We start from the raw sequence: 18541 nt of genomic DNA on the forward strand, positions 1-18541 counted from the left end.
AAAGCGGCCCCGATTTCGTTATACTCCCACCCTGAATTCAAGCACCGCCAGTTGGAGTCCCCGCGTGGAGCAGCAGCAAGACAAACGGTTCGTCATCCTCGACACCGAGACCACCGGCATGCCGGTGGCCGAAGGCCACCGCATCATCGAGATCGGTTGCGTCGAGGTCATCGGCCGGCGCCTGACCGGGCGGCATTTTCACGTCTACCTGCAGCCCGACCGCGACAGTGACGAGGGCGCGATCAACGTCCACGGCATCACCGACGCCTTCCTGGTCGGCAAACCGCGTTTCGGCGACGTGGCCGAGGAGTTCTTCGAGTTCATCCAGGGCGCCACCCTGGTCATCCACAACGCGGCGTTCGACGTCGGCTTCATCAACAACGAGTTCGCGCTGATCGGCCAGCAGGACCGCGCCGACATCTCGCAGCACTGCCCGATCCTCGACACCCTGATGATGGCGCGCTCGCGCCATCCGGGGCAGCGCAACAGCCTCGATGCGCTGTGCAAACGCTACGGCATCGACAACTCCGGCCGTGAGCTGCACGGCGCACTGCTCGACTCGGAACTGCTGGCCGACGTCTACCTGGCGATGACCGGCGGCCAGACCAGCCTGTCGCTGGCGGGGGATGGCGCGCAGGGCGAGGATGGGCAGGCCAGTACCGGCAGTGAGATCCGTCGGATTACCGGTCGTGCGGCGGGTAAGGTGATCATGGCCAGCGAGGAAGAGCTTGAGGCCCATGCCGAGCGCTTGGCGGCCATTGCCAAGTCAGCCGGTGGGCCGGCGATGTGGCAGGCGTTGACCGAGACACCTGCCAGCTGATTTGCCAGCAGTACTGGCCCTTTCGCGGGTAAACCCGCTCCCACAGGCTATCCCCGAACCTGTGGGAGCGGGTTTACCCGCGAAGAGGCCGGCACTGACGACACCAGCCTCAACTACCCTGAGGGGGAAGCCCCCGCAGAGGTAGCCGCCCGATGTACAAGGACCTCCAGTTCCCCATCCTCATCGTCCACCGGGCGATCAAGGCCGACAGTGTCGCCGGCGAGCGGGTGCGCGGCATCGCCGATGAACTGGCCAGGGACGGCTTCGCCATCCTCGCCGCCGCCGACCAGGCCGAGGCGCGCCTGGTGGCCGCCACCCACCACGGCCTGGCCTGCATGCTGATCGCCGCCGAGGGCGTTGGCGACAACAGCCGGCTTCTGCAGAACATGGCCGAGCTGATCCGCCTGGCTCGGCTGCGCGCACCCAACCTGCCGATCTTCGCCCTGGGCGAGCAGGTCACCCTGGAAAACGCTCCGGCCGAGGCCATGGGTGAGCTCAACCAGCTGCGCGGCATCCTCTACCTGTTCGAAGACACCGTGCCCTTTCTCGCCCGCCAGGTGGCACGGGCCGCGCACAGCTACCTAGACGGCCTGCTGCCACCATTCTTCAAGGCCCTTGTGCAACACACCGCGCAGTCGAACTATTCGTGGCACACGCCGGGTCACGGCGGCGGCGTGGCCTATCACAAGAGCCCGGTGGGGCAGGCCTTCCACCAATTCTTCGGCGAAAACACCCTGCGCTCGGACCTGTCCGTGTCGGTGCCGGAGCTGGGCTCGCTCCTCGATCACACTGGCCCTCTGGCCGCCGCCGAGGCGCGGGCGGCGCGCAACTTCGGCGCCGACCACACCTTCTTCGTCATCAACGGCACCTCCACCGCCAACAAGATCGTCTGGCATGCGATGGTCGGGCGCGGTGATCTGGTGCTGGTGGACCGCAACTGCCACAAGTCGGTGGTGCACGCGATCATCATGACCGGCGCCATCCCCCTCTACCTGAGCCCGGAGCGCAACGAGCTGGGCATCATCGGGCCGATTCCGCTCAGCGAGTTCACCCCGGCGTCGATCCAGGCGAAGATCCAGGCCCATCCGCTGGCCCAGGGGCGGCCGGCGAAGATCAAGCTGGCGGTGGTCACCAACTCCACCTACGACGGCCTGTGCTACCACGCCGGGCTGATCAAGCAGACCCTCGGCGCCAGTGTCGAGGTGCTGCACTTCGACGAGGCCTGGTTCGCCTACGCCGCCTTCCATGAATTCTTCGCTGGCCGCTATGCCATGGGCACGCCACGCGGCGATGAAGGGCCGCTGCTGTTCAGCACCCATTCGACCCACAAGCTGCTGGCCGCCTTCAGCCAGGCGTCGATGATCCATGTGCAGGATGGCGCCTCCCGCCAGCTGGACCGCGACCGTTTCAACGAAGCGTTCATGATGCATATCTCCACTTCGCCGCAGTACAGCATCCTCGCCTCGCTGGACGTGGCCTCGGCGATGATGGAAGGCCCAGCCGGGCGTTCGCTGCTGCAGGAGATGTTCGACGAGGCCCTGAGCTTTCGCCGGGCGCTGGCCAACCTGCGCGAGCACATCGCTGCCGACGACTGGTGGTTCAGCATCTGGCAGCCGCCGCAGGCCCAGGGTGGCGAGCGGCTGGAGGCGTCGGACTGGCTGTTGCAGCCTGGTGCCGAGTGGCATGGCTTTGCCGAGCTGAGCGACGAGTATGTGCTGCTTGACCCACTCAAAGTCACCCTGGTGATGCCCGGGGCCGGTGGCGGCGCGGGCGAGCAGGGCATTCCGGCTGCGGTGGTCAGCAAGTTTTTGTGGGAGCGGGGGCTGGTGGTGGAGAAGACTGGCCTGTACAGCTTCCTGGTGCTGTTCTCGATGGGCATCACCAAGGGCAAGTGGAGCACGCTGCTCACCGAGCTGCTGGAGTTCAAGCGCCATTACGATGCCAATACCGCGCTGGCCGACTGCCTGCCCAGCGTGGTGACGCCGCAGCCGTCACGCTACCAGGGGCTGGGGCTGCGCGACCTGTGCCAGCAACTGCATGCCTTCTACCGCGCCAATGCCACGTCCAGGCAGCTCAAGCTGCTGTTCACCCGTTTGCCCGAAGTGGCGATGACCCCGGCCGAGGCCTATGACCGGATGGTGCGCGGGGAGGTGGAGGCGGTGCCGATCGAGCAGCTGTTGGGTCGGGTCGCGGCGGTGATGCTGGTGCCGTATCCGCCGGGAATTCCCTTGATCATGCCGGGCGAGCGCTTCACCGAGGCGACCCGCTCGATCCTGGTCTACCTGGACTGTGCCCGGGCCTTCGACCAGGGCTTCCCGGGCTTTGTCGCCGACGTGCATGGCCTGCAGCGCGAGGGGACGCTGTACACCGTCGATTGCGTCAAGGAATGCGGATGATCTCGACGCCGGTCTGGGCCAGTTCGAAGCGGTCGTCGCCCAGGTGGTTGACGCGGTCGCCGATGGCCAGCCGATAGCTGGTGACCGGCGCGCCGAGGGTGCTGCCGTCGGCCTGGAGGGTGGACTCCTGGAACTCGTGGACCGGGTAGATACGGCCTTCGGCGTCGCGGGCGTGGAACTGGCCGACCATTACTGCTGCCATTTAGGTGGAAACCTCTGAATCGTGTAGGAAATGTCTGTAGGCATAGACCAGTGAAACGCCCGGGAAGTTTTCAGCCGAATGGAAAAAAACCGCGAAGCCGAGGAACGGTCATCTATAACTAACAGGTCCCATTCCCAGAGCAGAGGTTGCAAAACGCCATGAGCCAGGTCTATTCGGTTGCGGTTGTCGTCGGCAGCTTGCGCAAGGAGTCCTACAACCGCAAGGTGGCCCGCGCGCTGTCTGAGCTGGCGCCGTCCAGCCTTGCCCTGCGGATCGTCGAGATTGGCGAGCTGCCGTTGTACAACGAGGATGTCGAGGCCGAGGGCGCGCCCGAGGCATGGAAGCATTTTCGCGACGAGATCCGCCGCAGCGATGCGGTGCTGTTCGTCACCCCGGAGTACAACCGTTCGGTGCCGGGCGGGTTGAAGAACGCCATCGATGTGGGGTCGCGGCCCTATGGGCAGAGCGTGTGGGGCGGCAAGCCGGCAGCGGTGGCCAGCGTGTCGCCGGGGGCAATCGGCGGGTTCGGTGCCAATCATGCGGTGCGCCAGTCGCTGGTGTTCCTTGACATGCCGTGCATGCAGATGCCCGAGGCGTATATCGGCGGGGCGGCGACGTTGTTCGATGACAGCGGTAAGCTCAATGACAAGACCCGGCCGTTCCTGCAGGGCTTTATCGACCGTTTTGCGTCGTGGGTGAAGCTGAACCGGGCGGTCTGATCCCCAAAAGGCATCGCGGGGCAAGCCCGCTCCCACGCCAGGCTATACCAACCTGCGTGGGAGCGGGCTTGCCCCGCGATGTTTTTCGACATCACGCGCTCTGCGGCATCTCCCCCTTGGCCAATCGCCGGTTGATATCGGCAATCACCTCGGGCAACTCGTTGATGGTATCGATCAAGTAGTGCGGCCGCGATGCGGCGAACATCCCATGAATCCGCTTGCGTTCGCTCTCCAGCTTCTCCGCGCTCAACGCCCGGTAGCCTTCCCAGGTCAGCCCCAGGGCATTGCCCGAGCACACCAGCGCCACGGTCCACATCCCGGCGCGGCGGCCTTCGAGAATCCCCGGCACGGTGTCGTCGACCTTCACGCAGGCAGCCACGTCATCGATGCCCAGGGCAATCACGTTGGCCAGCGCCTGGGCCGGCCACGGGCGGCCGTTCGGTGTCTCGTCGGTGGCCACCACATGGTCGGCCACGTAGCCGTTCTGCGCGGCCAGTTCGACCACCTTGTCCATCACCACCTTCGGGTAGCCCGAGCAGGAGCCGATCTTCAAGCCGTCCTTGCGCAACCCGGTCAGGGTCTCCAGGGCGCCGGGGATCAGCGCCGAGTGCACGGCGATCTTCTCGATCTGCAGCGGCATGAAGCGCTCGTAGATGGCGGTGACGTCGTCGTCGGTGGGTGCGCGGCCGAACACCTTGCGGTAGCGCTCGGCGATCTCCGGCACGTCGCACAGGGTGCGGATATGGTCCCACTTGCCCATGCCCATCGGGCCACGGGCCTCTTCGATGGACACCTGCACGTCGAACTCGGCGAAGGCTTCGACGAAGATCTGGGTCGGGGCGAACGAGCCGAAGTCGACCACGGTGCCGGCCCAGTCGAGGATGGCGGCTTGCAGCTGGGTGGGGTTGCTGTAGTTCATGTGCGCATTTTCCTTGAATTGGGTGGGCAAAGGGTCAGATGTCCAGCACTTCCATTTCCCGCAGCACCTCGGCCACGGCATTGACGGCGGCCTGCATGCCGTCGGCACCGACCACGCCGATGCAGCCGACGCGGAAGGTCTCGACCTGGGTCAGCTTGCCCGGGTAAAGGATGAAGCCCTTGGCCTTGACCCGCTCGTAGAAGTCCTTGAACTGGTAGCGCGGATCCTTCGGCGCGTGGAAGGTGACGATGATCGGTGCCTGGATGTCGGCGGGCAAAAAGCTCTGCAGGCCGATCTTCGCCATGCCGTCGAGCAGCGTCTTGCAGTTGTCGGCGTAGCGCTGGTGGCGGGCGGGCAGTCCCCCCTCTTCGTTGTATTGCTGCAGTGCTTCGTGCAGGGCGGCGACCACGTGGGTCGGCGGGGTGAAGCGCCACTGGCCGGTCTTGGCCATGTAGGCGTGCTGGTCGTGCAGGTCCATGGCCAGGGAGTGGGCGTTGCCTTCCGCGGCGGCCAGGGCGGTTTTCTCGGCGAAGACGAAGCCCATGCCCGGCACGCCCTCCAGGCACTTACCGGAGGCGGCGATCAGCGCTTCGAAGGGGATCTGGCGGGCATCGATCGGCAGCGCGCCGAAGGAGCTCATTGCGTCGATGATCAGGCGCTTGCCGTGGCGCTGGATCACCTGGGCGATCTCGGGCAGTGGGTTGAGGATGCCGGTGCTGGTCTCGCAGTGGATCAGCGCCACGTGGGTCACGGCGGGGTCGGCGGCCAGCAGGCGGTCGACATCGGCAGCGGTGGTCGGCTGGTCCTCGGCGGTCTCGAAGGTGCTGTAGGCGCGGCCCAGCACCTTGCAGATCTTCGCCAGGCGCTGGCCGTAGGCGCCGTTGATCAGCACCAGGACCTTGCCGTCACGGGGTACCAGGGTGCCGATGGCGGCCTCGACGGCGAAGGTGCCGCTGCCTTGCAGGGGCACGCAGTGGTGGCTGGCGCTGCCGTCGAGGATGGCCAGCAGTTGCTCGCAAACGCTGGCGGTCAGCTGGTTGAAGTCGCGGTCCCACGAGCCCCAGTCCACGAGCATGGCCTGGCGGGTGCGGATCGAGGTGGTCAGTGGACCGGGGGTCAGCAGGATCGGGGCGTTGCTCATTCCGTGGTTCCTCACTTGCGGTGGGCTGGAAACTAGTGGGGCTAGGTTGCAATTCGCTGTGTCATCAATCAAATTGTTTGTAGATATGCCAGCCATAAGTCAGGCCGATAGATATGAACCTGTTCCAGCTCCGCGCCTTCGACGCCGTCGCTCGCGAGGGCAGCTTCACCCGCGCCGCCGAGCGGCTGTTCATCAGCCAGCCGGCGGTGACCGGGCATGTGAAGGCGTTGGAGGAGCACTACCAGATCACCCTGCTGCGCCGTACCGCCCGGCGGGTCGAGCTGACCGAGGAGGGCACGCGGCTGGCGGCCATTACCCGGGCCATGTTCGGCCTGGCCGAGGAGGCCCAGGCCATGCTCGAGGCCAACCGGCAGTTACTGACCGGGCGCCTGGAGGTGGCGGCGGACGGCCCGCACCGGGTGATGCCGATGCTGGCGCAGTTGCGCGAACGCTATCCCGGCATCACCGTCAACCTGCGCCTGGGCAATGCCCAGGAAACCCTGGCCGCGTTGCTGTCGGAGCATGCCGATGTGGCTGTGCTGACCGAGATCGAGCCGCGCAAGGGCCTGCACCTGCAGGCGTTATGCGAATCGCGGTTGTGTGCGCTGCTGCCCGTGGGGCATGCGTGGGCGGGTGCCGGGGGAGACTTGCCGCTGGCCGAGCTGGACAGGCAGATCATGGTGCTGCGCGAGCCCAACTCGACCACCCGGCGCACCTTCGATAAGGCCTGCGCCGATGCCGGCGTGCAACCTCGGGTGCTGCTGGAGCTGGACAGCCGCGAAGCAGTTACCGAGGCGGTGGCGGCGGAACTGGGCATTGGCGTGGTGTCCTCCACCGAGGTGGCCCATGACCCGCGGGTGGTGGCCCGCCCCCTGGCCGGTCTGGGCCTGGTCAACCAGCACATGGTCGGTTGCCTGGAGCGCCGCCGCGAGCTGCGCCTGATCCAGGCGTTCCTGGGCCTGGCCGCCGGCCAGTGATTGGCGGCTGACGTTTTCCCCGTGGCGGCCTAAGATGGCCGCCACAGCGCAGACTGGATTGTCGATGAGCGAGAAGGACACCATTTCCATGCAACTGGTGCGCGAAGCCCTGTTGCAGACCTGCCCGGCCGGCGAACCCGATGCTGGGCTGCTGGCGCGTGCCGGGATCGCGGCCGAGCAGTTGGACCGGCCCGAGGCACGGGTGACGGCCGAGTCCTACGCCCGGCTCTGGCGCCTGCTGGCGCGGCGCTGCAACGACGAGTTCTTCGCCATGGACCGGCGCGGCCTGCGCAGTGGCAGCCTGGCCTTCATGGCCCGCAGCGCCATGGCCCAGCCGACCCTGGGCGCGGCCCTGGACAACCTGCTGGCGTTCCTGTCGCTGATGCTCGAAGACCTGCAACCGGGCCTGGTGCGCCAGCAGAGCCTGGCCGAGATCGTCATCAACGAGCCCGGCGACACGCCGCGCCGGGCGTTCACCTACTTCACCTTCTGGATGATCGTGCACGGCCTGGCCTGCTGGCTGGCCGGGCGGCGCATTCCGATCCTGGCCATCGACCTGCGTTGCGCCGAGCCGCCATTCTGCGATGACTACCGGGTGATGTTTTCCGAAAACCTGCAGTTCGAGCGTCCGCGTACGCGGATGATCATCGCCGCCGAATGCCTGGAACTGCCGGTCAGGCGCAGTGACGAGGAGTTGCAGCGTTTTCTGGCCGAGGCTCCAGGCAATATTCTGGTCAAGTTCCGCGACCCGGCCAGCCTGGCCCGGCAGATCCGCCACCGCTTGCTGGAGATGCCGCCGGGCGCCTGGCCGGACGCCGAGCAGGTGGCCGCCACCCTGCACATGTCGGTGTCGACGTTGCGCCGGCGTCTGTCGGAAGAGGGCCAGAGCTATCAGGGCATCAAGGATGGCGTGCGTCGGGAGTTGGCCATTGCCTGGCTGGCCGAGGCGCAGCTGGGGTTGAGCGATATCGCCGAGCGCCTGGGCTTTGCCGACAGCAGCTCGTTCTACAAGGCGTTTCGCAAGTGGTTCGGTTGCAATCCGGGGCATTACCGTTCGCTGGTCATGCATGAAGGTGGCGCAACGGGTGGGTGAGCCTTCCCGCTGAAGCGGCGCTGGCGGCTTGTGCACTGTGAGGCACCTTCAAGTACAAGGTCCTTACAGCATGACTTCCAATACCCTCTTGCCAACCGAAGCAGGCAGGAATGCGCAACTTCGCGTACTTCTGGACAAATTCATTGGTGCAAGACTGCCGGACTGGTTCACACAGGCTTCCGTGGAGCGCCTGAGGGCACTGCACAAGGCGTTCCAGGTCCATGAAAAGAGTCGTCAGCAACTGGCGCGGGCGACAACTGCTTTGGTATCGGCGCAACAGTTCGCCGAGCAGCATTTCCAACCGATGCTCAAGACCCTGTTGCCTGACGGGCCCGCGCTGGATGCGCTGGAGTGGGTCGACGCCTGGTACGGGGTGACGCCGATCCTGTCCACACCTAGTGTCGAGCCACATGAGTTGCGTTCGCCGGCACGGCTGCGGCTGATGCAGAACTTTCCCACATCTGCCTCGTTTTTCGTTGCCACAGGATTGGTGAACAGCGGCGCTTCGGCTGTCCTGTCCAACCCAGAGGGTGTTGCCGGTGCCTGCCGCAAGCTGGATCTGGGCAAGCAGTACCAGGCATTGATCGCTCAGGTGCTCAGCCCGGCCAATCGAACTTTGCTTGCTGAACATAAACGAGCCGCGTTTGTCCTGATGTGCGAGCTTGCCTTGTGTCGTGCGCAGATCAGCGTCGAGGAGTACATGGCCCTTGACCAGCTTTCGAGCGGCAAGGCAGATCAGCCAGGCCAACAGTGCTTCGCCGGCGCCGGTGAACTGCGCATGCTGGGGTTCACCGTCGAGAACGCTTTGAAAATCCAGTTGCGTGACGCGCAGGGTACGGACAAGGGCGTCATCCTATACGTGCCCGATGATGGGCAGAACTCATTGCGCCGTTTCGATTCGGCCCGGCGAATGGAGCAGGCGCTGGCCAGTGAGCTGGAAAACGCGGATATCCGTCGGGACTTTCGCGAACGGATTCGCCTGCGTGACCGCGCTGCCTTCAGTCGGTTGCTGGAGGTGCGCCTGAGTGATGATGTGCCAGACCTGCAAATGGAAGGTGCCGCTTCCGGGCAAGATATCTTCAGCACTCTGGCCACTACCCAAGTAGAGCGGTTCAAGGATGACGGCAAGCTGCTGCTGGTCTCTAACGCGGACGCCGATCAACGAGCCGCCAATGAGCGTCTGGCCACTTGGTCAGGGATCGGTTTCACCGTGCTCGGATTGGCGGGGCTGGGTATTCCTATCGTTGGTGTGGCGCTCTTCGCGACCCTGGTGGTGGACACCCTCGCGCATGTGTATGAAGGCGCGGTCGATTGGAGCGAGGGGCACCAGCATGAAGCGCTGGAGCACCTGTTCAGCGTCGCCGAGACCGTGGCGATCACCGCCGCCACCGCCGCAGGTGCCATGGCGGTTGCAAGCGTGCTGAAGCGCAGTTCGTTCGTCGACCTACTGGATCCGGTCAAGACAAATCTGGGAGCGCGCCTTTGGCAGTCGGACCTGCAGGTGTACGAATCTGACCCGGGGGCGGCGCGGCTGTTGGACAACGGCTTGTACGGCGAAGGCTCCCGGCGCTGGTTACGTGTCGACGACAAGTACTACGAATTGCAACGAGAGGCGCCAGGCAAGCCCTGGAGTTTGCGTCATGCCGAGCGCGCCGATGCTTACGGGCCGCCGGTCGACTTCAATGGCGAGCGTTGCTGGCGCATACGCCTGGAGCGACCTTTGGAATGGGACGACAGCACACGGATGCTCAACCGCCTTTGGCCGCTGGACCCCCCGCTGTCTGCCGAAACGGCCGGGCGGATACTGCAGGTGGCCGGCGTCGACAAGGAGGCATTGCGTGGGGTGCTGGTGGAGAACCGCCAGGCGCCGATCACCCTACGGGATACCTTGAGGCGCTACATGGCGGCGAGTCGGGTTTCGGCGCTGTTCAGTGTACTGGAGAAACCCGGTGCGCTCCTCGAGGACACCCAGGTACTGGCATGGTGCAGGGCCTTTGCGGACATGCACACACTGGATGACCCGGCCATCGGCAGGCAGTTGCTGACGCGACGGTATGAGCTGCGAGAGGCACTGCAGAATCACCTGGCGGAGGACCTGCTGCTCGCCGAGGATCCTCTGGAGGCCTTGCCCGACGATGAACCTCCTGCTGACGCGCTGTTAAAGCAGTTGCAAAGCGAGTTTCCCGGCTTGCCCCTGGCTTATGCCACCGAGGCGGTGCAAGGCGCCGATTCGATGTTGCGTCGGGTGGCCATCAGCGAGTCTCGGCTGCCGATGACGATACTAAAGCAGGTTCGCTCGCTGCTTGGGCAAGCGCGACTGACACGGGCACTGGAAGGTCTTTTGCTGGATACCAGCTACACCGATGGGACTGGCGAGCTGGTGCTGGCCTTGCTGCCCAGACTCGCCAACTGGCCTGCGTCGCTGAACCTGGAGCTGCGCGAAGGTTCGGCGTTTGGTCGACTGATCAGTGTGTTGGACCCTCAAGGTCTGCGCGAGAAACGCACTGTGCTGGTCTGGCGGTCGGGCCAGTTCCACCTTTATGACCACCAGGGGCTGGCGCTGGAGCAGGACATCGACGCGCCGGGCGGGTTGTTCCAGGCTCTGGTGGGCGTGCTCGGGCAGGAGGGGAGGCAGGCCCTCAAGCTCACTGGCCAGTCACCCGCCGAGCAACTGCGCCAAGCGATCATCGGCGAACTGCCAATATCACGAGACGCCATCATCAACCGCTTAGGCTGGCGGGCAGTGGCCCCCAGGTTCAACCCTGGCAAGCGCTTGCCTGATGGACGAGTCGGCTACACCCTTGGCGGCTCTCTTTCCAGGCGCTCTGGGACCATGGATACCCTGAGGCTACGTGTCAGGGCGCTTTACCCCTCGCTCAGCATTGTCGAGGTGGACAGGATGATCCAGGAGTGGCAGTTGCGCACCGGGGATGCCATCGAGGAGCTATTGTCCCAGGAAACCAATTTCACTTACCTGGAAGATACGCTAAGCGCCTGGGAACGTGAGCCGCGCAGCCGTGCACTGCGCAATCGGCGCCGGCAGTTCTCCAATCGCCTGCGCAGCGCCTGGCGCCATGAGGGTGAAACCATTCGCAGCCACAGCCAGGACCGTGTCGGGCGTATCCTGAGCATCGGGGGCTGGCGCATCGGCTCATTGCCCGACCTGCCGGCGGAAATCGACATGGGGCACATCTACGAGTTGCGCATGTCCGGCATGGACCTGATGAGCATGTCGCCGATGTTCCTGGGCTGCTTCGATTCCCTGGAAACCTTGAGCTTGAACAATAACCTGCTGACTACGGTGCCTGAGCAGATTGCCCAGCTGCCCAGGCTCAGGCGGCTGGAGATGAGGTCGAACCGCATCCAGATGAATGCCTCGGGCGTCGCCACCTTGTCCAGCCTTGAAGGCCTGGAGACCCTGGTGCTCGACTTCAATCCGCTGCGTTCGCTCGAACTGGACTTCTCCCGTCTTACCGAACTGCAATTCCTCAGGGCGGATCGATGCTCCCTGAGAAGCGTGCCGACAGGTATCGAGCGATGCACGCAACTGATCCTGGCCGATCTGCGTTTCAACCTGATTTCGACGATTCCCAATGGCCTGATGGCGACCTCGCGGACCTTCAGGCGTCGCGTGAACCTGGACGGCAACCCGGTGCCACTGCCAACGTTGACCGCATTCATGGCCGGGGACGCTGACGAACCGGTCGACGCGCAGCTACCGGAGGTTATCGACCCCTTGCAACGCTGGCTCGAGACGGGTGAGCCGCAGGGGCGTGCTGAACGACGTGCCATGTGGCAGCGCGTGCAACAACTCGAAGGCAGCGCACAATGGTTCCAGTTGTTGGCGACTCTCACCAGGACCCAGGACTTCCTCCAGGCCCCCGAATACCTGGGTGAGCAGGTCTGGCAGTTGATCGAGGATATAGACACCGACAGCGTGTTGCGCGATGACCTCTTCACCCATGCCGGTATCCAGCTCACCTGCCATGATAGTGTCGCGGAACGCTTCAGCAGGTTGTGGATGCGGGCGCTGGTTCACCATGCCGAACTACAGGGCAAGGTAGGCAGCAATGGTGACGAACTGCTGAAGTTGGGACGGGCCCTGTTTCGCCTGGACCGTCTCGACGAGTTCGCCAGGCAGGAAGTGATGGTGCGGGAGGCTGCGAGGCAGGAGGTCGACGAGCTGGAGGTCGTGCTCGGCCTGCGGGTCGAGCTGGCCGACACGCTGGGTCTGATCGGGCAACCCAGGTCGATGCTGTATGGCGCGGTGGCGAACATCACGCCTTCGCTGAAGGAGCGGGCGGTCGATGCGGTGCTGGCGGACGAGACGGATGGGCACCTGGTGCAGAGCCTGGCCAATCGTGAATTTTGGCGTGATTACCTGAAAGTGCGGCATGGCGAACTCTTTGCCCAGCATGACGAAGAGTTCGCTGAAAAGCTTGCCGCGCTGGATGAGCAGGCCTTGAGCAGCGATGCGTACCTGAAGGCCTGCAATGCCGTGGCGGCGGAGCGCGAGGCCAGTGAGCGCGCGATGACGGTCACGCTGACCCAGGAAGTGCTGGACCTTGAGGCCGTGGGCGTCAAGCTCGATCCGGAGGATGGCGAATCCGCTCAGCCGGATTGACAGCTTTGGCCATTGCCGGCTGCGCCTCTCGGCGCGAACATCGTCAGACCGATGGTGCACTCCAACAATAAGAAACCAGGAGTCTGACGATGCGCGATTACGCCGAGGCCGCCCGTTCGTTCGACCATGCCCGGGCCGCCACTGCGGCGCTGCATGGCAACCTCGAGGCCCTCAATGCCTGTGTCGAGTGCTGCGACCGCCACACCGGCAGCAACAAACCCGCCTTGGTCTGGGAGGACCGGGATGGCAACAGCGGGCGTTACACCTTCGATCAACTGCAGGCCCTGGCCGCACGCTTTGCCAACGTGCTCAAGGCCCAGGGTGTCGAGGCCGGTGACCGGGTCGCCGGGCTTATGCCGCGTACCTCTGAATTGCTGGTGACCATCCTCGCTACCTGGCGCCTGGGTGCGGTCTATCAACCGCTGTTTACCGCTTTCGGCCCCAAGGCCATCGAGCACCGTCTCGAGCAGTCCCACGCCAAGGTGGTGGTCACCGACCGCCACAATCGGCCCAAGCTCGATGGGGTGGCGGGCTGCCCGACCATCGTCACGGTCGCCGCCGCCGAGGGCGAGCTGGACTTTCACCGCAGCCTCGAAGCCGCTGCCAGCGAATGCGCGCCGGTCATGCGTAGCGGCAACGATCCTTTCCTGCTGATGTTCACCTCGGGCACCACCGGCCCGGCCAAGCCGCTGGAAGTGCCGCTGCGCGCCATCGTCGCGTTCCAGGGCTACATGCGCGATGCCATCGGCCTGCGCCCGGACGACAACTTCTGGAACCTGGCCGACCCCGGCTGGGCCTACGGTCTTTACTACGCGGTCACCGGCCCGTTGTCGCTGGGCCACGCCACCACCTTCTACGACGGTCCGTTCAGCGTCGAAAGTTGCGCGCGGGTCATCGACAAGCTGGGCATTACCAACCTGGCGGGTTCGCCTACCGCCTACAGGTTGCTGATCGCGGCGGGCAGCGCATTCTCGGTGCCGATCAAGGGGCGCTTGCGGGTGGTCAGCAGTGCTGGCGAACCGCTCAACCCGGAGGTGATTCGCTGGTTCGCCGATGAGCTCGGGGTGACCATCCACGACCATTACGGCCAGACCGAACTGGGCATGGTGCTGTGCAACCACCATGCGCTAGCGCACCCGGTGCATCTGGGCTCGGCCGGCTTCGCCATTCCCGGCCACCGCATCGTCGTGGTGGACGAGCAGGGCAACGAACTGCCTGCCGGCCAGCCCGGCATTCTTGCGGTGGACCGCGAGCAGTCGCCGCTGTGCTGGTTCGCCGGTTACCACGGGCTGCCGACCAAGGCCTTCGCCGGCAAGTACTACCTGTCCGGCGACACGGTCGAGCTCAACCAGGACGGCAGCATCAGCTTCGTCGGTCGTAGCGACGATGTGATCACCACCTCGGGCTACCGGGTCGGCCCGTTCGATGTGGAAAGCGCGCTGATCGAGCACCCGGCCGTGGTCGAGGCGGCGGTGATCGGCAAGCCGGACCCGGAGCGCACCGAACTGATCAAGGCCTTCGTGGTGCTGGCCCAGGGTTACCAGGGCAGCGCCGAACTTGAGGAAACCCTGCGCCAGCATGTACGCCAGCGCCTCTACGCCCACGCCTACCCGCGTGAAATTGAATTCGTCGGCGAGCTGCCCAAGACCCCGAGCGGCAAGCTGCAACGCTTCATCCTGCGCAACCAGGAAATCGCCCGACAACAAGCCGCGCAGCCGATCGCTGCGGGCGCCTGAAGGAAGACCGACATGCACATCACTCAAAAGAACTTCATCGTCAGCGGCGCGGCCTCGGGCCTGGGCGCCGCCACCGCGCAGATGCTCATCGAGGCCGGCGCCAAGGTCATGCTGGTCGACCTGAACGCTGCGGCCGTCGAGGCCAAGGCCGCCGAACTAGGCACAAATGCCTGCTTCGCGGTGGCCGACATCAGCGACGAGCAGGCCGCCAAGGCGGCGGTCGATGCCGCCGTCAACGCCTTTGGCAGCCTGCATGGCCTAGTCAACTGCGCTGGCATCGTCGGCGCCGAGAAGGTCCTGGGCAAGAATGGCCCGCACGCCCTGGGCAGCTTCGCCAAGGTTATCAACGTCAACCTGATCGGCAGTTTCAACCTGTTGCGCCTGGCTGCAGCGGCCATGGCCGAAGGACCTGCGGATGAGGGCGGCGAGCGGGGCGTGATCATCAATACCGCCTCCATCGCCGCTTATGACGGCCAGATCGGCCAGGCCGCCTATGCCGCCTCCAAGGGCGCCATCGCCAGCCTCACCCTGCCGGCGGCCCGTGAGCTGGCGCGCTTCGGTATCCGCGTGATGACCATCGCCCCCGGCATCTTCGAAACCCCGATGATGGCCGGCATGACCGACGAAGTCCGCGCTTCGCTGTCCGCCGGCGTGCCATTCCCGCCACGCCTGGGCCGCCCGCAGGAGTATGCAGCGCTCGCTCGTCATATCATCGAGAACAGCATGCTCAACGGCGAAGTGATCCGTCTCGACGGCGCGCTGCGCATGGCTGCCAAGTAAGGAGAACCGAACATGAGCCTGAACCACGATCCGATTGTCATCGTCAGCGCCGTGCGCACCCCCATGGGCGGCCTGCAGGGCGACCTCAAGAGCCTGACTGCGCCACAACTGGGCAGCGCAGCCATTCGTGCCGCTGTCGAGCGCGCCGGTATCGATGCCGCCAGTGTCGAGCAAGTGCTGTTCGGCTGCGTGCTGCCGGCCGGCCAGGGCCAGGCACCGGCACGCCAGGCGGCGCTGGGTGCCGGCCTGGACAAGCACACCACCTGCACCACCCTGAACAAGATGTGCGGCTCGGGCATGCAGGCGGCGATCATGGCCCATGACCAACTGCTGGCCGGCAGCGCCGACGTGATCGTCGCCGGTGGCATGGAAAGCATGACCAACGCCCCGTACCTGCTGGACAAGGCCCGAGGCGGCTACCGCATGGGCCACGGCAAGATCATCGACCACATGTTCATGGACGGCCTGGAAGATGCCTACGACAAGGGCCGCCTGATGGGCACCTTCGCCGAGGACTGCGCGCAGAAGGGCGACTTCAGCCGCGAGGCCCAGGACGCCTTCGCCATCGCTTCGCTGACCCGTGCCCAGGACGCGATCAAGAGTGGCCGCTTCGCCGCCGAGATCGTTCCGGTTGAAGTCACCGAGGGCAAGGAAAAACGCGTCATCAAGGACGACGAGCAGCCGCCCAAGGCGCGTCTGGACAAGATCCCGCAGCTCAAGCCGGCGTTCCGCGAAGGCGGCACCGTCACCGCGGCCAACTCAAGCTCCATCTCTGACGGTGCTGCGGCACTGGTGCTGATGCGCCGTTCCGAGGCCGAGAAACGTGGCCTCAAACCACTGGCGGTGATCCATGGCCACGCGGCCTTTGCCGACACCCCGGCACTGTTCCCCACCGCGCCCATCGGTGCCATCGACAAGCTGCTCAAACGCACCGGCTGGAACCTGGCCGAGGTGGACCTGTTCGAGATCAACGAGGCCTTCGCCGTGGTCACCCTGGCGGCCATGAAACACCTCGACCTGCCCCATGACAAAGTCAACATTCACGGCGGCGCCTGCGCCCTGGGCCATCCGATCGGCGCCTCGGGCGCGCGCATTCTGGTAACCCTGCTGTCGGCCCTGCGCCAGAACAACCTGCGCCGTGGCGTGGCGGCCATCTGCATCGGCGGTGGCGAAGCCACGGCCATGGCGGTCGAGTGCCTGTACTGAGGTGAATCATGCTGGTAACTGAAGAGCAACAACAGATCGCCGACGCCGTGCGCGACTTCGCCCAGGAGCGCCTGAAGCCGTTTGCCGAGCAATGGGACAAGGAACACCGCTTCCCCAAGGAGGCCATCGAAGAGATGGCCGGCCTGGGCCTGTTCGGCATGCTGGTGCCGGAACAGTACGGCGGCAGCGACACCGGCTATGTGGCCTATGCCATGGCCCTGGAAGAGATCGCTGCCGGTGACGGTGCCTGCTCGACCATCATGAGCGTGCACAATTCGGTGGGCTGCGTGCCGATCCTCAAGTTCGGCACAGAGGCACAGAAACAGCAGTTCCTGGCGCCACTGGCCAGCGGTGCGATGCTCGGCGCCTTTGCCTTGACCGAGCCCCAGGCCGGCTCCGACGCCAGCAGCCTGAAGACCCGCGCTCGTCTGGAAGGCGACCACTACGTGCTCAACGGCAGCAAGCAGTTCATCACGTCCGGGCAGAACGCCGGGGTGGTGATCGTTTTCGCCGTCACCGATCCGGACGCCGGCAAGCGCGGCATCTCGGCCTTCATCGTGCCCACCGATTCACCGGGCTACCAGGTGGCGCGGGTCGAGGACAAACTTGGCCAGCATGCCTCCGACACCTGCCAGATCGTCTTCGACAACGTGCGCGTGCCGGTGGCCAACCGCCTCGGTGAGGAAGGGCAGGGTTACAAGATCGCCCTGGCCAACCTCGAAGGTGGCCGCATCGGCATCGCCTCGCAGTCGGTGGGCATGGCCCGCGCTGCCTTCGAGGTGGCACGCGACTACGCCAATGAGCGGCAGACCTTCGGCAAGCCGCTGATCGAGCACCAGGCCGTGGCCTTCCGCCTGGCCGACATGGCAACCAAGATCGCCGTGGCCCGGCAGATGGTGCTGCACGCCGCCGCCCTGCGCGACGCCGGGCGTCCGGCACTGGTGGAAGCCTCGATGGCCAAGCTTTTTGCCTCGGAAATGGCCGAAAAGGTCTGTTCGGATGCCTTGCAGACCCTCGGCGGTTATGGCTATCTGAGCGACTTCCCGCTGGAGCGGATCTACCGCGACGTGCGGGTCTGCCAGATCTACGAAGGCACCAGCGACATTCAGCGCATGGTCATTGCGCGCAATCTTTGAAGGAGCAGACTGCATGGCATTCGAAACCATCCTGTTGGACATCCACGGCAAGGTCGGCCTGATCACCCTCAACCGCCCACAGGCGCTGAACGCGCTGAACGCGCAGATCGTCGGCGAGATCAACCAGGCCCTGGACCAGCTGGAGCGTGACCCGAACATCGGCTGCGTGGTGCTGACCGGTTCCGCCAAGGCCTTCGCCGCCGGCGCCGACATCAAGGAAATGGCCGAGCTGCAATATCCGCAGATCTACGTCGACGACCTGTTCAGCGATGCCGACCGCATTGCCAACCGGCGCAAGCCGATCATCGCCGCGGTATCGGGCTTTGCCCTGGGCGGGGGCTGCGAGCTGGCGATGATGTGCGACTTCATCCTCGCCGCCGACAACGCCAAGTTCGGCCAGCCGGAGATCAACCTCGGCGTGCTGCCGGGCATGGGCGGCACCCAGCGCCTGACCCGCGCCGTCGGCAAGGCCAAGGCGATGGAGCTGTGCCTGACCGGCCGCCTGATGGGGGCCGAGGAAGCCGAGCGTGCCGGCCTGGTGGCGCGTATCGTGCCGCAGGCGGAGCTGGTGGAAGAGGCGCTGAAGGTGGCCGCGACCATCGCCAGCAAGTCGATTCCGGTGAGCATGATGGTCAAGGAGAGCGTCAACCGCGCCTTCGAGGTCACTCTGAGCGAGGGCGTGCGCTTCGAGCGCCGGGTATTCCATGCAGCCTTCGCCACCGAAGACCAGAAGGAAGGCATGGCCGCGTTCATCGCCAAGCGCGAGGCGCAGTTCAAGGACCGTTGATGTAA

The 18541-nt window shown here is 65.2% G+C and carries 14 protein-coding genes; 11 read left to right on the forward strand and 3 right to left on the reverse strand.

Features of this window, described 5'->3' with window-relative positions; translation table 11 throughout:
• Window positions 1-64: 64 nt before the first annotated feature.
• A complete protein-coding gene (dnaQ, locus tag VUG52_RS09345) occupies window positions 65-820 on the forward strand; it encodes a DNA polymerase III subunit epsilon (protein WP_050704975.1) in 756 nt (251 codons plus the stop codon).
• A 152-nt stretch (window positions 821-972) separates the two neighbouring features.
• Window positions 973-3216: an Orn/Lys/Arg decarboxylase N-terminal domain-containing protein gene (locus VUG52_RS09350; protein WP_050704976.1), complete on the forward strand. Its 2244-nt coding sequence runs from the start codon at window positions 973-975 to the stop codon at window positions 3214-3216.
• Here VUG52_RS09350 and VUG52_RS09355 read toward each other — a convergent pair.
• The gene (locus VUG52_RS09355) at window positions 3200-3418 is read right to left on the reverse strand and encodes a hypothetical protein (RefSeq protein ID WP_028690532.1); all 219 of its coding nucleotides are present in this window, start codon (window positions 3416-3418) and stop codon (window positions 3200-3202) included. The genes VUG52_RS09350 and VUG52_RS09355 overlap by 17 nt on opposite strands.
• Before the next feature lie 158 nt (window positions 3419-3576).
• On the opposite strand from VUG52_RS09355, the gene VUG52_RS09360 reads away from it, so the two are divergent.
• Window positions 3577-4137 carry an NADPH-dependent FMN reductase gene (locus tag VUG52_RS09360; protein ID WP_050704977.1) on the forward strand — a complete coding sequence of 187 codons (561 nt, stop codon included), beginning with the start codon at window positions 3577-3579 and terminating at the stop codon, window positions 4135-4137.
• A gap of 91 nt (window positions 4138-4228) precedes the next feature.
• Here VUG52_RS09360 and phnX read toward each other — a convergent pair whose 3' ends face one another.
• On the reverse strand, window positions 4229-5056 hold the full coding sequence (gene phnX, locus VUG52_RS09365) for a phosphonoacetaldehyde hydrolase (protein ID WP_050704978.1): 828 nt from the start codon (window positions 5054-5056) through the stop codon (window positions 4229-4231).
• 34 nt (window positions 5057-5090) lie between these two features.
• Window positions 5091-6197, reverse strand: coding sequence for a 2-aminoethylphosphonate--pyruvate transaminase (locus VUG52_RS09370; protein ID WP_050704979.1), 1107 nt, complete (start codon window positions 6195-6197; stop codon window positions 5091-5093).
• Window positions 6198-6310: 113 nt separating this feature from the next.
• Here VUG52_RS09370 and VUG52_RS09375 point away from each other — a divergent pair, with 113 nt between their 5' ends.
• The 8 genes from VUG52_RS09375 to VUG52_RS09410 all read left to right on the forward strand — a co-directional run bounded on the left by VUG52_RS09375 (window position 6311) and on the right by VUG52_RS09410 (window position 18536).
• Window positions 6311-7174 (forward strand): LysR substrate-binding domain-containing protein, encoded by an 864-nt coding sequence (locus VUG52_RS09375; protein WP_050704980.1) that lies wholly within the window; start codon window positions 6311-6313, stop codon window positions 7172-7174.
• A 64-nt stretch (window positions 7175-7238) separates the two neighbouring features.
• Entirely contained in the window at window positions 7239-8267 is a 1029-nt protein-coding gene (locus VUG52_RS09380) for an AraC family transcriptional regulator (RefSeq protein ID WP_050704981.1), read from the forward strand.
• 70 nt (window positions 8268-8337) lie between these two features.
• A complete protein-coding gene (locus VUG52_RS09385; RefSeq protein ID WP_262974368.1) occupies window positions 8338-12891 on the forward strand; it encodes an NEL-type E3 ubiquitin ligase domain-containing protein in 4554 nt (1517 codons plus the stop codon).
• An 89-nt stretch (window positions 12892-12980) separates the two neighbouring features.
• Window positions 12981-14627, forward strand: a complete 1647-nt coding sequence (locus VUG52_RS09390; RefSeq protein ID WP_262974369.1) for an AMP-binding protein — start codon at window positions 12981-12983, stop codon at window positions 14625-14627.
• A gap of 12 nt (window positions 14628-14639) precedes the next feature.
• Window positions 14640-15407 (forward strand): SDR family NAD(P)-dependent oxidoreductase, encoded by a 768-nt coding sequence (locus VUG52_RS09395; protein ID WP_050704984.1) that lies wholly within the window; start codon window positions 14640-14642, stop codon window positions 15405-15407.
• Window positions 15408-15419: 12 nt separating this feature from the next.
• Window positions 15420-16613, forward strand: a complete 1194-nt coding sequence (locus tag VUG52_RS09400) for an acetyl-CoA C-acyltransferase (protein WP_050704985.1) — start codon at window positions 15420-15422, stop codon at window positions 16611-16613.
• 8 nt (window positions 16614-16621) lie between these two features.
• Entirely contained in the window at window positions 16622-17749 is a 1128-nt protein-coding gene (locus tag VUG52_RS09405) for an acyl-CoA dehydrogenase (protein ID WP_050704986.1), read from the forward strand.
• A gap of 13 nt (window positions 17750-17762) precedes the next feature.
• Window positions 17763-18536 carry an enoyl-CoA hydratase gene (locus VUG52_RS09410; protein WP_050704987.1) on the forward strand — a complete coding sequence of 258 codons (774 nt, stop codon included), beginning with the start codon at window positions 17763-17765 and terminating at the stop codon, window positions 18534-18536.
• Window positions 18537-18541: the final 5 nt, after the last annotated feature.

Origin of the sequence: Pseudomonas sp. LH21 (genome assembly GCF_036549575.1) — a bacterium.
Classification (GTDB): domain Bacteria; phylum Pseudomonadota; class Gammaproteobacteria; order Pseudomonadales; family Pseudomonadaceae; genus Aquipseudomonas; species Aquipseudomonas peradeniyensis.